The organism is Rhizobium sp. AQ_MP (assembly GCF_014237835.1).
In the GTDB taxonomy this organism is placed as follows: Bacteria; Pseudomonadota; Alphaproteobacteria; order Rhizobiales; family Rhizobiaceae; genus Allorhizobium.
In genome coordinates, this window is record NZ_JACJVI010000010.1 from 70186 (window position 1) to 83802 (window position 13617).

Here is a 13617-nt window from a genome sequence, read left to right on the forward strand (position 1 = left end):
GAAAGGGCCCGCCTTTCAGCGAGCCCTTCCCTCAGCAGTAATAGGCAGGCGCTTACTTCAACGAAGCGCAGAAGCGCTGGATGCGGCTGCAGGCCTCTTCGAGCTTGGCATTCGAGGTGGCGTAGGACACGCGGAAATTCGGGCCGAGGCCGAAGGACGAGCCGTGAACGGTGGCCACACCTTCAGTCGCCAGCAGCTCCATGACGAAATCTTCGTCCGTCGCGATGACCTTGCCCGAGGGCGCGGTCTTGCCGATGAGCGCTGCGCAGGACGGGTAGACGTAGAAGGCGCCTTCCGGCTTCGGGCAAACGATTCCCGAAGCCTGGTTCAGCATCGAGACGACGAGGTCGCGGCGCTCTTCGAAGGCCTTCTTCGATTCCGTGATGAAGTCCTGCGGACCATTGAGCGCCTCGACGGCCGCCCACTGGGCAACCGAGCAGGCGCCCGAGGTCTGCTGACCCTGAATCATGTCCATGGCCTTGATCAGCGGCAGCGGGCCGGCCGCATAGCCGATACGCCAGCCGGTCATCGCATAGGCCTTGGAGACGCCGTTCATCGTCAGCGTGCGCTCGTAGAGCTTCGGCTCGACCTGCGCGGGCGTGTAATAGACGAAGTCGCCGAACACGAGATGTTCGTACATGTCGTCGGTCAGAACCCAGACATGCGGATGCTTCAAGAGCACGTCCGTCAGCGCCTTTAGCTCTTCCTTGCTATAGGCAGCACCCGACGGGTTGGACGGCGAGTTGAACATGAACCACTTGGTCTTCGGCGTGATCGCCTTGTCCAGCTGTTCGGCGGTCAGCTTGAAATTGTTCTCGATCGTCGTCTCGACGAAGACAGGCGTGCCGCCGCAAAGCGCGATCATTTCCGGATAGGAGACCCAGAAAGGTGCCGGGATGACGACTTCATCTCCCGGATTGATCGTTGCCATGAATGCGTTGAAAAGAATCTGCTTTCCACCGGTACCGACGATGACCTGCTCGGGCTTGTAGTCGAGACCGTTCTCGCGCTTGAACTTGTCGGCGATCGCCTTGCGCAGCTCCGGAATGCCGGCAACGGGCGTGTACTTCGTCTCGCCACGGGCAATCGCGGCAACGGCTGCGTCCTTGATGTTCTGCGGCGTATCGAAGTCGGGCTCGCCGACGGAAAGCGAAATGACGTCTTTCCCCTGCGCTTTAAGCTCCCGGGCCATCTGCGTGACGGCGATGGTCGCGGAAGGCTTGATGCGGGAAAGGGCGTCGGCAAGGAAAGCCATTGGTACGTGTCCTGAGCTGATTGAACATCGACCCCGGTCCCCGAGGCCTCAGGTCCAAGCTCTATGGCGAAAGAACCCCTGCCTTTCAAGCGGAAAGCTGCGACAGGCCTGCAGAATTGCGTCACAGTGCCAATACGCCCGTTGCGCCGCTCTGACCGCGACCAAAGATTTCACATTTCGGCATGGGAACTGCCACATTCTGGACGTTGTGCCGACGCGATCGCACGCTTTCATTGCGCCAGCCAAGCAGATGAAGGTAGCCGCCATGGACTTTGACCTCGAAGCATCCAAACCCTCCCCCCGCCGCCACTGCTCGCTGGCCTGGCTGGGCGTAGCCGGTGGGCTGACCCTGGCCCTCCTCCTAGCCGGGAGCCCGGGCATTGCCTCGTCCTCCGGAACGCAGATCCAGGCGAGCGCCATGACCCAGCATCAAACGGGGACGGACCCCATGGCCACCGCGAGTATTGTCCCCGCCTCTCCCGTGCGCGTGGTCGATACAACTGCTGCCCGGGATGAGAACCGTCCGCTTCCTCAAAGTGAACGCCACCTGCTGATCGTCCTTCTCTTCCTCTGCTTCATGGTCATGGCGGGCGGTGGGCTCGCCCTCTGGAAGCGTGCCTGGCAGACGTGATCCGGCGCGAACTCAGGGGAAAGACACCCATAAAATAGTCTACTTGATATCTATGTAGTTTCGTAGATACTGGCTCCACCGAAAATGGAGGAGCCATCATGAAACGCATTGCAGTTCTGGGAGCCGGGCTTGGCGGCACCATCATGGCCTATGAATTGAGGGACCGACTGGGTCGGGAGGTCGAGATTCATCTTCTGAGCAAGGGCGCGACCTATTCCTTTGTACCGTCCAATCCATGGGTCGCTGTCGGCTGGCGGGGGCGCGAGGAGATCGAGGTGGATCTGCGCCCTGCCTGCGCTAAACGCAACGTCACCCTCCATCCCCAGGGAGCCGCCCGTGTTCATCCGGCAGAGAACCGCGTGGAAATGGCGGACGGAACCAGCCTGGAATACGACTGCCTCGTCATCGCAACCGGTCCAGACCTGGCTTTCGACGAAATCGAAGGCTTTGGCCCGCACCATCACACCCAGTCCGTCTGCCACATCGACCACGCGCTGGCCGCCAAACAGGCCTTCGACAAGCTCGTTGCCAAGCCCGGGCCCGTCGTGATCGGCGCTGTCCAGGGCGCCTCATGCTTCGGTCCGGCCTATGAATTCGCCTTCATTCTCGACAAGGCGCTGCGCGACGCCAAGATCCGCGACCGGGTGCCGATGACCTTCGTCACCTCGGAGCCCTATATAGGTCATCTCGGCCTCGACGGCGTCGGCGACACCAAGGGCCTGCTCGAAAGCGCGCTGCGCTCCAAGCACATCAAATGGGTGACCAATGCCCGGGTCAGCCGCTTCGAAGGCGACAAGGTCGTTGCAGAGGAGATCAACGAAGACGGCTCGGTCAAGGCAACCCACGAAATCCCGTCGGTCTATACCATGATGCTGCCCGCCTTTCGTGGCGTGGAAGCGATCAGGGGTATCGAGGGCCTCACCAATCCGCGCGGTTTCGTTCTGGTCGACAAGCATCAGCAGAACCCGACCTACAAGAACGTCTTCTCCGTCGGTGTCTGCGTCGCCATCCCGCCGATGGGCAAGACGCCCGTCCCGGTCGGCGTGCCCAAGACCGGCTTCATGATCGAATCCATGGTAACCGCCACCGCCCACAACATTGCCAATCTGATTGCCGGCGAAGAAGCCAACGCTCAAGGCACCTGGAATGCGGTCTGCCTCGCCGATTTCGGTGATGGCGGCATCGCCTTTGTCGCCCAGCCACAATTGCCCCCGCGCAACGTCAACTGGTCTTCCCAGGGCAAGTGGGTTCACGCAGCCAAGATCGGCTTCGAGAAATACTTCCTCTACAAGGTCAAGCTCGGGAAATCCGAACCTTTCTACGAAAAGCTCGCGCTCCAGGCCCTTGGCATCGACAAGCTCAAGGCCGTGAGTTTCGACGCCTGAGCCGGTTCCGCAAATGTGTCGCACGGTTTTGCGATGAGAACCTGCGACGAGAAAAAGACGCTCGGCGGATGAGACATCGCCGTGCCAGCGATTCATCCGCTGAAACGCCGGCGTCTTCTTCAAAACTTCGTCAGGAGGCGCCGTCAGCCTCGAACCGCCCTTGCAGCTGCCGTGTCAGCTCCCATCTTCACGACAAAAGACGCGCGAGGAAGAGGGAAGCGACGATGCCGAGACTGACCCGGAAGACCAGCCTGTTGATTGGCCCCCTTTTGGCCACGGCGCTCGCGCTTACTGCCAATGCGCAGGAGAGCCGCGAACATCGGGCCCGAGACGTCACGCTCAATGTGTCAAGTGTGGCGAGCGGCCTTGAGCATCCCTGGTCCGTCGAGGTTCTGCCGGACGGCGCCTATATCGTCACGGAACGTCCCGGACGCATGCGCATCATCCGCGACGGTGAAGTCGGTCGCCCGCTGGGCGGCCTGCCGAGGATCGCAGCTGTCGGTCAGGGTGGCCTGCTCGATGTCGCGCTCTCTCCGGACTTCGCCGAAACCCGACGTCTTTTCTTTACCGCAGCCGTCCCCGGCCCTGGTGGCCAGGGCACCGGCGTGTTCTCCGCCCGCCTCAGCGCGAACGAACGGCGCCTCGAGGATGTCCGCCGGATATTTCTCATGAACAAGCTGACCGGCACCGGCCAGCATTTCGGTTCGCGGATCGCCATTGCCGCCGATGGCAGCCTGTTCTTTGGCATCGGCGATCGCGGCGACGAGGACCGTGCCCAGGATCCGGCCGATCACGCCGGCAAGATCATGCGGATCAATGCTGATGGCACGCCCTCTTCCGCCAATCCCGGTGGACAGACCCTTCCCGAAGTCTGGTCCAGCGGCCACCGCAATCCGCAGGGCATTGTCATCGATCCGGCAGACAACAGGCTCTACACCGTCGAGCATGGCGCGCGTGGTGGCGACGAGATCAACGCCCCCGAAGCGGGCAACAATTACGGCTGGCCGGTCATCTCCTACGGCAAGCATTACTCCGGCGCTGAAATTGGCATTGGCCAGTCCGCCGATGGCTACGAACAGCCCCTCCACTACTGGGACCCCTCGATCGCGCCCGGAGCGCTGGCGGTCTATCGTGGTTCGATGTTCCCCGAATGGGAGGGCGACTTCCTGGTCGCGGCCTTGAAGTATCAGCTCGTCGCGCGCATCGAACGCGAGGGTGATGGTTCGATCGGCACGGAAGAACGCATGCTGGAGGGCGAGTATGGTCGGATCCGCGACGTTAAGGTCGCTCCCGACGGTTCGATCCTCCTAGTCACCGATGAGGAAGATGGTCAGTTGCTGCGGATCACCCGCGGCGGAGACAGCTGAGCCCCCACGGCCGCGCGTCATTTTTGGATGCAATATGCGCGGTAAGCCTCACCTCCAGGTGATGTGAAGGACGTTTTTATGATCACGGCGGAATCGAACACGGAAAATTTTCTGCCGCAAAACTCCGTGTTCGCAGCTGCTTTTCCTTCAATCTCCATCGCAGGCGATGCAAATTTTCGCCAAAACGGCATCACAGCTCTTGCAGAAGCAGCGAATCGCCACGTTTGCACTGAAAACCAAGGACTCTCGCCGCCGAGACGGTTAAAACTTTCGCTTGCCAATTTCCATCAAACCAAGCACTCTTCGCGTGTTCGGGCAATTTTGCGAGCATGGGAAGACCTATAAATGAGTGCGCGCCGGGGACGCTATAACAACCCCGGGCAGTCGAACGTCAGAAGATGACAACATCATCTGTGGTTAGACTGCGGTAACAGGGCCCCTTTCCTCCAATATCGACAAATGCCTGTCGCTCACCCGCTTGCGGGTACATTGCAATGCTGCCCCGCCGAATACGGGCAGAGAGAAAAGGACCTGACGCATGGCCGAGACTGGCACTGTAAAATTCTTCAATACCGACAAGGGCTTTGGTTTCATCAAGCCCGACAATGGCGGCGCGGACATCTTCGTCCACATTTCCGCCGTTCAGGCATCGGGCCTGTCGGGTCTGACCGAAAACCAGAAGGTCAGCTTCGACACCGAACCCGATCGCCGTGGCAAGGGCCCTAAGGCCGTAAACCTGCAGATTTCCGGCTGACTTCACCCGGTTTTCTACGAATTGCGGCCCGGCATTTTTGCCGGGTTTTTTCGTTCAGCCTCCGTTCAGGCACCACCTCGTAGATTGCGATCATCGCCGATGGCCCGAACAGCCAATACCGGTAAATGAGATTTCGCTAGGTCGAGGAACGACGTCATGATGAAATTTGCGCAACACGCTCTTCTCGCGGCTGCAGTGACCCTGACGCCCATGGCCGCAGCAACCCAGGCGGAAGCCGGCGACCGTTATTATCGCGACCGGGGCGACGACGCGCTGGCCCTTGGGGTCATCGGTCTTGCAACCGGCATGATCGTCGGCTCGGCGATCGCCAGTCCGCCGCCACAGCGCCGCGTCTACATCGATCGCCCCGTCTCGGTCTATGACGAGCCCGGCTACTACGTCGACGATTACCCGCCGCCGCCGCCGCGTCACACCTATCGCCCGCGTCCCGTGTATCAGAAGCCGCGTCCCGTCTATCAGTCCTACGGGATCGAACCCTGGACCGGCGCATGGTACGACTACTGCTCGCAGCGCTATCGCAGTTTCAACCCTCGCACCGGTACTTTCGTCGGCTACGACGGCCGAACCCACTTCTGCACCGCCGGCTGAGCCAGCGTTTCACACCCGAAGGAAAAGCGCCGAAACCCGGCGCTTTTCTTGTCTAGAGACCTTGGATGAACGGATTGGACCGCCTTTCGTCCCCGATCCGGCTTCCCGGGCCATGGCCGCAAATGAACCCCACGTCATCTCCGAGCGGCAGCACCTTGTCACGGATTGAGTTCAGCAGCGTCTGATGATCGCCACCCGGCAGGTCGGTGCGCCCCACGGAGCCGTTGAACAGCACGTCGCCCAGATGCGCGAACTTCTGGCCACGGTTGAAATAGATGACATGCCCCGGCGCATGGCCTGGGCAATGATAGACCTCGAATGCGTGATCCCCGAAACGGACCGTGTCGCCATCCTCCAGCCACTGATCCGGAACGACGCTGCGCAGGCCGGTAATTCCATAGCTGGCCGCCTGCGTCTCGATCCGCTGCAAAAGCGGCAGGTCGTCCTTGTGAGGACCGATGATGGTGAGCCCCGTCTTTTCCTTGAGTTCGGCAGCGCCTCCGGCGTGGTCCAGATGCCCATGGGTCAGCCAGATCGCCTTCAAGTTCAGTTTATTCTCGGCGATCACCTGCAATATCACGTCCACGTCCCCGCCTGGGTCAACGATGACGCCTTCGCGCGTTTCATCGTCGAAGAGGATGGTGCAATTCTGCTGGAACGGGGTGACAGGAATGATACCCGCTTGAATCTGGCCCATTGGCTCGCTGTCCTTCTATCACTGCGACAAGCGCCTTAGCATGCCGGGCAAGCGAGAGAAACCGATCAAAGACGGTCAGCGGGACAGTCCATAGACCTGTGATACGGGTGAGTTCGGCAGCAGGGAAGCCTGAGCGACGAGAAAGCTTGCCACCACCAGCTTGGCTGTGAAGACGACGATGGCAACGGGACGCAGACTGGAATTGCGGGAAATCTGGGTTGTATGGTCACGGTCCATCATGGCACGAATCCTCTCTCCTTCGGCGAGCCTGGCCGAAACGGCTTGTCCGGGGCTTGTGATTGATCAGTGACAGGGTAACGACCATGGCCGCCAGAGGTTTCCTGACAGATGTCTAAGCTGTGCGATCTCAGTAAATTTGTTGGAAATCTGCTACACTTGCGCATAGTTTTGCCCGCGTGTCCTGCCAGGGAGGCGAGGATGAACGGCTGGTTGCTGCAATGGACCGGCCGAGGGGGAAGCATCGCCCCTGGGCGATGAATGAGAAACCGGTGGTGGCGCAGCTTCAGCGCGCCCGCATCGGAGGAAAGGAATGACGAGCGTGGCCCGACAGTCTGCGACGAAGACTGCCAAGAAAATCCTGCCGGACCTGCCGGTGGTCGATGACAAGTCGATCGACTTCGAAACCATCGAGAATCTGTTTTTCGCCTATCGTGATTTCGTATCCGATCCCGATGCCATTCTGGCAAAACTTGGTTATGGTCGCGCCCACCATCGGGTCGTCCATTTCGTCAGCCGCCGCCCGGGCATGACGGTCGCAGACCTGCTCGGCATCCTGCAGATCACCAAGCAGAGCCTCGCGCGCGTGCTCAAGGAACTGATCGACAGCGGCTATATCCGCCAGATGGCCGGCCCTGCCGACCGCCGCCAGCGCCGCCTCTACCCCACGCTTGCCGGCCGCGAACTGTCGCTCGCCCTCTCCGATCCCCAGTCGCGCCGCATCGCCCACGCCATGGAGGGCATGACGGCCGATCAGCGGGCCACGGTGCGGCGTTTCCTGGAAGGCATGCAGAAGCAGACCGTGACCCAGCCTCACGAAACGGATGGAGCCGATTGACGTGTCGAAGAAGATTGAGCTCACCGATGACGCACCGCACCTTCTGGTGGTCGATGACGACACGCGAATTCGCGATCTGCTGCACCGCTTCCTGACCGAAAAGGGGTTTAGGGTCTCCGTTGCCGCCGATGCTGCAGAAGCGCGGCGCAAGTTGACAGGCCTGAGCTTCGATCTCCTGGTCCTCGACGTGATGATGCCGGGCGAATCCGGCCTGTCGCTCACCCAGAGCCTGTCCGACGAGAATCGCGTGCCGATCATCCTGCTGACCGCCCGCTCGGAGGCCGACAGTCGCATTGCAGGTCTCGAAGCCGGTGCGGACGATTATCTCGCAAAACCCTTCGACCCGCGCGAACTGGTGCTCAGGATCAACAACATCCTGAAGCGTAACATGAACCCGGACGCCCCGAAGATCGAACAGGTGATGTTCGGCCCCTATACCTTCTCCATTCTGCGCAAGGAACTGCGCAAGGGCGCCGAGATCATCCGCCTCACCGATCGCGAGCAGGACATCATGTTCCTCTTTGCCACCCGAGCCGGTGATACGATCCCGCGGCACGAACTCGTCGGCAACGATGCCGAGGTCGGCGAACGCACCATCGACGTTCAGATCAACCGCCTGAGGCGCAAGATCGAGGATGACCCGGCCAATCCGGTCTGGCTGCAGACGGTGCGCGGCATCGGCTACCGCCTGAGCATGGACTGAGGCTGCGGTAAGGGCGCAAAAAGCGTCGAGGAAGTGTGAGAACATGACGCTGTTCGATCAGATTCGGCGGGATCAAGACCGCAGTCCGGCGACAGGCCTCAAAGGTCTGTTCCGCTGGCTGCGCCACCGCTTGCCGACGGGTCTCTACGCGCGCTCGCTGCTGATCATCATCCTGCCGATGCTGATCCTCCAGACCGTCGTCGCCTTCGTGTTCATGGAGCGCCACTGGCAGCTCGTCACCGAGCGCCTCTCCGAGGCGGTCACGCGCGACATAGCCGCCGTGATCGAACTTCTTCAACGTTATCCGGATGAGCAAGATTTCGCCCAGATCGCCGATGTCGCCGCCAACCGTCTGAACCTGATGGTCTCCGTCGACCCGGGCACCGAATTACCCTCCCCGCGACCACGCCCCTTCTTTTCGATCCTCGACCAGATCCTGTCGGACGAGATTGCCGAACAGATCCGCCGTCCGTTCTGGATCGATACGGTTGGCACCTCACGCCTCGTTGAGATCCGCATCGTCGTTGACGACAAGACCCTGCGCATCTTCGCGCCCCGCAATTCGGCCTATGCCTCCAACACTCACATCTTCCTCGTCTGGATGGTCTCGACAGCGCTCGTGCTGATCGCCATCTCCATTCTCTTCCTGCGCGGGCAGATCCGTCCAATCCTCGCTCTGGCCAACGCGGCCGAGAGCTTCGGCAAGGGCCAGCGCCCTCCGGAAGACTTCTCGCCCCGTGGCGCCGACGAAGTGAGGCGGGCGGGTCTCGCCTTCATTCTCATGCGCGAGCGCATCGAGCGCCAGATGGAGCAGCGCACTGCCATGCTCGCCGGCGTCAGCCACGATCTTCGCACCATTCTCACCCGCTTCCGGCTGCAACTGGCGCTCGCCGGTGACGGTCCGGAGATCGACAGCCTCAACCATGACATCGACGACATGCAGAGCATGCTCGAGGGCTATCTCGATTTTGCCAAGGGAGAGGTCGAGGAGGATGTCGGCACGTTGGATCTGCGCGATCTCTTCCAACGGATCGCCACCGACTTCGCCCTGCACGAACGCGCTTTGACTTGGAAGCTCGACGGCAATCCGATGGTGCATGTGCGCCCGAACGCTTTCACGCGCCTGGTGACCAACCTTGCATCCAATTCACGCCGCTATGCAAACCGCCTCGATATCGACGCGCGCCATACGGCAAAATGGCTGATCATCGTCTTCGATGACGACGGCCCCGGCATTCCGAAGCAATCCCGCGACGACGTCTTCAAGCCCTTCTACCGGCTCGACGAAGCCCGCAATCTCGACGCCTCCGGCACCGGCCTTGGCCTCGCCATCGCCCGCGACATAGCCCGCAGTCACGGCGGCAATGTCACGCTCGACGATAGTCCGCTCGGCGGCCTGAGGGCGACGATCCGCGTACCGGTCTGACATTAAAAAGCATAAAGGGCCATGCAGGCCCCCATTCGACATTCCGGCAGTGGAGACAAGGATCTAATACCAAGTGTCGATGATAAGAACCGATAGGATGGCTTATTGTGGGTTTCTGGCTAGGCGCGGCGCGCAGGTCGATGCTGTCGCATCGGCCAAGCGACGCAACAACGCCAGGGGCCCACAATAAGCCACCTTTGGTCGGCTTCCCGCCCATTCTGGCGTCGTCGAGCTCCTTGACCGATGCGTCAGCATCGCCCTTCGGACCTCTCCTAGCCAGAAAGGACGGTCGAGCCGATCCTATGGGTTCCTATCATCGACACTTGGTATTACATCAGCTTCTTGCCATTGGGCACGGCCTGTTCGACCGCCGCTAGAACGATCGCACCGTTCTGATCCTCGAAACCGAGTGTGAGGACTTCCGAACGGAATGGCCCGATCTGGCGCGGCGGGAAGTTTACGACACCGAGCACCTGACGTCCGACAAGCGTTTCCGGCGTGTAGTGGACGGTAATCTGCGCCGAGGACTTTTTGATGCCGATCTCGGGACCAAAATCGATTTTGAGCTTGTAGGCGGGCTTGCGTGCCTCTGGAAAGCCCTCAACTTCGACGATCGTACCGACCCGAATATCGACCTTCTCGAAGTCCGCGAATGTGATTTCGGATCCGCTCACTGTGCCAGTTCCTCGGCTCGCTTGCGCGCGGCTTCGACTGCCAGGTCAAAGAGCGGCTGCATGCCGTCCTCTGCCATGAGCACGGAAAGTGCTGCCGCTGTCGTTCCACCCGGAGAGGTGACGTTCTTGCGCAGGGTGGACGCCGGGTCGGGGGACTGGTGCAACAATTCACCAGCCCCCGCGACCGTTTCTCGTGCGAGACGCATGGCGAGGTCCGCCGGCAGACCGGCTTTGCGGCCCGCCTCCGCCATGCATTCGACGAGATAGAAGACATAGGCCGGACCGCTCCCGGACAGCGCGGTGACAGCATTGATATCGGCTTCGCTGCCCACCCACTCGACGGGGCCGGAAACCTGAAGAAGACGGTGAACAATGTCACGTTGCGCTGTCGAGACAGCAGCATTGGCAAAGGCGCCCGTGACGCCACGACCGACCATGGCCGGCGTATTCGGCATGGCGCGCACCATGGCCGCTTTGCCAAGGTGGCTTTCCATTGAAGAAATGGTCTTGCCCGCCGCGACCGAGACGACGGTCGTCTGCGGCCCCATCAGCGATTTGAGTCCAGGTAGTACCGCATCCATCACCTGCGGCTTCACAGCCAGGAAAAGGATATCCGCGACAAGACCTTCGGGCGCAGAAGTCGAATGCCGCGCGCCCGCCTCGGTCATCAGGCCCATCATCTTCTCGGACGGACCAGGGTCGAGCACAGTCACGGAGGAGCCCGGAACCCCGCTCTTCAGCCACCCGGCCAGCATCGCGCCGCCCATGTTGCCGGCCCCGACGAGGACGATCTGTCCGAATGCGGCATTCGTCATGCTCAGGCTTTTCCGACCGTCTCGAAGAGAACGGCATCCATGGCGGTCTTGGCATCCATGCCGGACCAGACGACGAACTGGAAGGCCTGATAATACGCTTCGCATGCATCGACGGCCGACGAGAGCAGCACTTCGACCTGGCGGTTCGTCGGCTCAGCTCCGCCAGCAAGCAGAAGCGACTGGCGGAAGATCACCACATCCTCGTTCCGCCACAGGTCGAAATGCCCCATGAGCACCTGCCCGTTGACGTAGGAGAGCAGCTTGATGACTTCATTGAGACGGTTTTCGGGGATCTTGAGATCGAAGGCGGATGCAAGGTGCAGGGCCTCGAATTCTTCCATCCACGAGAAGGAGACGTGATAGTCGGCCCAGCGCCCCACGACGGTCATTGCAATTTCGTCTTCGCCCGAACGCTCGAACGACCAGTCATTGGTCGCCGCAACAAACTCGATCATGTCGACCGGGTTGGACTGGCGTTCGATTTCGATTTCCATGAGGCTCATGCATCACCTTCTTGACCGGAATGAATACGGGCGCCCGGCGAACCGCCGGGCCACTCGGACACCTGAACCGGAAACTACTGAAAACGATTCCGAAGGACCCCAGGATAGAACACGCACCCTGCCCGAAACTTACGCGGCCCCCGCTCAGAATCATCGTTGAAAATCAGTGTATAATCGTCAGGAGCCAGCACCAGCCCCCTTCGTCATATTTGGATCAGTGGCCTGTGGATGGCGCTTTCAGAATCGCCTTTGGATCACCCCTTAAGCGACTCTGCGGATTGGCTTTTTGCCACCTGTCCACAACCTCCAATTTTTTCGCGGATTGATCCCCGCCGAACGCCGTCAAGGTGCTGAAAATGCAAAAAGACCCAAAGCCACAGGCAATGGGTCTTCGACATCACAAAAGAACCGGATCAGACGTTATTTGCCTTGGGCCGAGAGCTGGGCTTCGAGGGCCTCGAGCCGCTTTTGTAGGGCCTCGTTCTCCTCGCGCGCCTTAAGCGCCATCTCGCGCACCATGTCGAATTCTTCGCGCTTGACGAGGTCCATGCTGTTGAGCCAGCGCTCCGCCTGTGCGTGAAAAGCTGTTTCGAGCTCTTTTCGGACGCCCTGGGCAGCGCCGGCGGCGTCTGTCATCAACTTGGCAAAATCATCAAGAATACGGTTGGGGCCGGTCGACATGGAAAGCTCCTCTCAAGCTGACGGCGGTTGGGCAATGAGCCCTTGTAAACGAGGTAGGACCAGATCAGTCACCATGCAAGACGGAACACCAAGATAAAGGTGGTTGACGGTGTCGCAGCGGTCCCGATTCCATCTTGACCGTGCCAATTCGCAACGCCATTTTCCTCCAGCATTAACGAAAGTACTCCATTGTTGTCAGTTCTGGACCTTTTCGCCGCCGTATCCTTTCCAGCGATCGACCCGGTCGCCTTCTCGGTCGGCCCGCTCGCGGTCCACTGGTATGGACTTGCCTATGTTGCAGGTATCCTGCTGGGTTGGATGGTGGCCCGCGACCTTCTGAAACGCCCGCATCTGTGGCCCAACGGTCAGGCACCGGCGACCTTGCAGCAGATTGACGACTTCATTCTTTGGGTGGCGATCGGCATCGTTGCCGGCGGCCGTGTCGGCTATATCTTCTTCTACGACTTCGCCTCGATCGCAGCCAATCCGATGCGCGCAATCGAGGTATGGAATGGCGGGATGTCCTTCCACGGCGGCTTCATCGGCGCCACACTCGCGATGGTCTTCTTTGCCCGCAAGCACCAGATCCGCCTGTGGAGCCTCTTCGATCTCGTCGCAAGCGTCGTACCGCTCGGCCTGTTCTTCGGCCGCATTGCAAATTTCATCAATGGCGAGCTCTGGGGTCGCCCGGCGGATGTTCCCTGGGCCATGGCCTTTCCGACCGGAGGTCCTTTCCCCCGCCATCCGAGCCAGCTTTATGAAGCCGCTCTGGAAGGGCTGGTCCTGCTGATCCTGCTGCAGGTCCTTGCTCGCGGCTTCGCCGCCCTGCGCGCCCCCGGCCGCATCACCGGCATATTCGTTGCAGGCTATGCGGCGGCCCGCATCTTCGTCGAATTCTTCCGCGAGCCTGACGTACAGATCGGCTACCTCTTCGGCGGCTGGCTCACCATGGGCATGGTGCTGTCGCTGCCCATGCTTCTGATCGGGCTCTGGATCTTCCTGCGGTCCCGGCCGGCTGCCCCCGTGACGCAAGGCTGAGGAG

General features: G+C 60.7%; 17 protein-coding genes. 10 read left to right on the top strand and 7 right to left on the bottom strand.

What is annotated here, in order from left to right; genetic code table 11:
• Positions 1 to 52 precede the first annotated feature (52 nt).
• Complete coding sequence (locus H6M51_RS15515) at positions 53 to 1255, bottom strand: pyridoxal phosphate-dependent aminotransferase (RefSeq protein WP_185810723.1); 1203 nt, start codon at positions 1253 to 1255, stop codon at positions 53 to 55.
• Between the two features lie 265 nt (positions 1256 to 1520).
• On the opposite strand from H6M51_RS15515, the gene H6M51_RS15520 reads away from it, so the two are divergent.
• The 6 genes from H6M51_RS15520 to H6M51_RS15545 all read left to right on the top strand — a co-directional run bounded on the left by H6M51_RS15520 (position 1521) and on the right by H6M51_RS15545 (position 6001).
• Positions 1521 to 1886 (top strand): hypothetical protein, encoded by a 366-nt coding sequence (locus H6M51_RS15520; RefSeq protein ID WP_185810724.1) that lies wholly within the window; start codon positions 1521 to 1523, stop codon positions 1884 to 1886.
• A 98-nt stretch (positions 1887 to 1984) separates the two neighbouring features.
• Positions 1985 to 3271 (top strand): NAD(P)/FAD-dependent oxidoreductase, encoded by a 1287-nt coding sequence (locus H6M51_RS15525; protein ID WP_185810725.1) that lies wholly within the window; start codon positions 1985 to 1987, stop codon positions 3269 to 3271.
• A gap of 224 nt (positions 3272 to 3495) precedes the next feature.
• The gene (locus tag H6M51_RS15530) at positions 3496 to 4638 is read left to right on the top strand and encodes a PQQ-dependent sugar dehydrogenase (protein ID WP_185810726.1); all 1143 of its coding nucleotides are present in this window, start codon (positions 3496 to 3498) and stop codon (positions 4636 to 4638) included.
• A 78-nt stretch (positions 4639 to 4716) separates the two neighbouring features.
• A complete protein-coding gene (locus H6M51_RS15535) occupies positions 4717 to 4983 on the top strand; it encodes a hypothetical protein (RefSeq protein ID WP_185810727.1) in 267 nt (88 codons plus the stop codon).
• 193 nt (positions 4984 to 5176) lie between these two features.
• The gene (locus H6M51_RS15540) at positions 5177 to 5392 is read left to right on the top strand and encodes a cold-shock protein (RefSeq protein ID WP_006725577.1); all 216 of its coding nucleotides are present in this window, start codon (positions 5177 to 5179) and stop codon (positions 5390 to 5392) included.
• Between the two features lie 156 nt (positions 5393 to 5548).
• Positions 5549 to 6001, top strand: a complete 453-nt coding sequence (locus H6M51_RS15545; RefSeq protein ID WP_185810728.1) for a BA14K family protein — start codon at positions 5549 to 5551, stop codon at positions 5999 to 6001.
• Positions 6002 to 6053: 52 nt separating this feature from the next.
• Here the strand turns inward: H6M51_RS15545 and H6M51_RS15550 are convergent, their stop codons facing one another.
• Together H6M51_RS15550 and H6M51_RS15555 are read right to left on the bottom strand one after the other, a co-directional pair.
• Complete coding sequence (locus H6M51_RS15550; RefSeq protein ID WP_185810729.1) at positions 6054 to 6698, bottom strand: MBL fold metallo-hydrolase; 645 nt, start codon at positions 6696 to 6698, stop codon at positions 6054 to 6056.
• A gap of 75 nt (positions 6699 to 6773) precedes the next feature.
• Entirely contained in the window at positions 6774 to 6938 is a 165-nt protein-coding gene (locus H6M51_RS15555; protein ID WP_185810730.1) for a hypothetical protein, read from the bottom strand.
• A gap of 310 nt (positions 6939 to 7248) precedes the next feature.
• On the opposite strand from H6M51_RS15555, the gene H6M51_RS15560 reads away from it, so the two are divergent.
• From H6M51_RS15560 to H6M51_RS15570, 3 genes are read left to right on the top strand one after another with little or no spacing between them, the layout of a single operon-like run.
• Positions 7249 to 7773 carry a MarR family winged helix-turn-helix transcriptional regulator gene (locus H6M51_RS15560; RefSeq protein ID WP_185810731.1) on the top strand — a complete coding sequence of 175 codons (525 nt, stop codon included), beginning with the start codon at positions 7249 to 7251 and terminating at the stop codon, positions 7771 to 7773.
• The gene (locus tag H6M51_RS15565) at positions 7760 to 8476 is read left to right on the top strand and encodes a response regulator (protein WP_185810732.1); all 717 of its coding nucleotides are present in this window, start codon (positions 7760 to 7762) and stop codon (positions 8474 to 8476) included. Before H6M51_RS15560 ends, H6M51_RS15565 begins: the two co-directional genes overlap by 14 nt.
• Before the next feature lie 43 nt (positions 8477 to 8519).
• Positions 8520 to 9902: an ATP-binding protein gene (locus H6M51_RS15570; RefSeq protein WP_185810733.1), complete on the top strand. Its 1383-nt coding sequence runs from the start codon at positions 8520 to 8522 to the stop codon at positions 9900 to 9902.
• A 329-nt stretch (positions 9903 to 10231) separates the two neighbouring features.
• On the opposite strand, the gene H6M51_RS15575 is transcribed toward H6M51_RS15570, so the two are convergent.
• The 4 genes from H6M51_RS15575 to H6M51_RS15590 form a co-directional block, all read right to left on the bottom strand.
• Positions 10232 to 10576, bottom strand: a complete 345-nt coding sequence (locus H6M51_RS15575; RefSeq protein WP_185810734.1) for a tRNA-binding protein — start codon at positions 10574 to 10576, stop codon at positions 10232 to 10234.
• Complete coding sequence (gene proC / locus H6M51_RS15580) at positions 10573 to 11391, bottom strand: pyrroline-5-carboxylate reductase (protein ID WP_185810735.1); 819 nt, start codon at positions 11389 to 11391, stop codon at positions 10573 to 10575. The genes H6M51_RS15575 and proC overlap by 4 nt, the downstream gene beginning before the upstream one ends.
• 2 nt (positions 11392 to 11393) lie before the next feature.
• Positions 11394 to 11894, bottom strand: coding sequence for a YbjN domain-containing protein (locus H6M51_RS15585; protein ID WP_185810736.1), 501 nt, complete (start codon positions 11892 to 11894; stop codon positions 11394 to 11396).
• 420 nt (positions 11895 to 12314) lie between these two features.
• The gene (locus tag H6M51_RS15590) at positions 12315 to 12575 is read right to left on the bottom strand and encodes an accessory factor UbiK family protein (protein ID WP_185810737.1); all 261 of its coding nucleotides are present in this window, start codon (positions 12573 to 12575) and stop codon (positions 12315 to 12317) included.
• A 189-nt stretch (positions 12576 to 12764) separates the two neighbouring features.
• On the opposite strand from H6M51_RS15590, the gene lgt reads away from it, so the two are divergent.
• Positions 12765 to 13613: a prolipoprotein diacylglyceryl transferase gene (lgt, locus tag H6M51_RS15595; RefSeq protein WP_185810738.1), complete on the top strand. Its 849-nt coding sequence runs from the start codon at positions 12765 to 12767 to the stop codon at positions 13611 to 13613.
• Positions 13614 to 13617 lie beyond the last annotated feature (4 nt).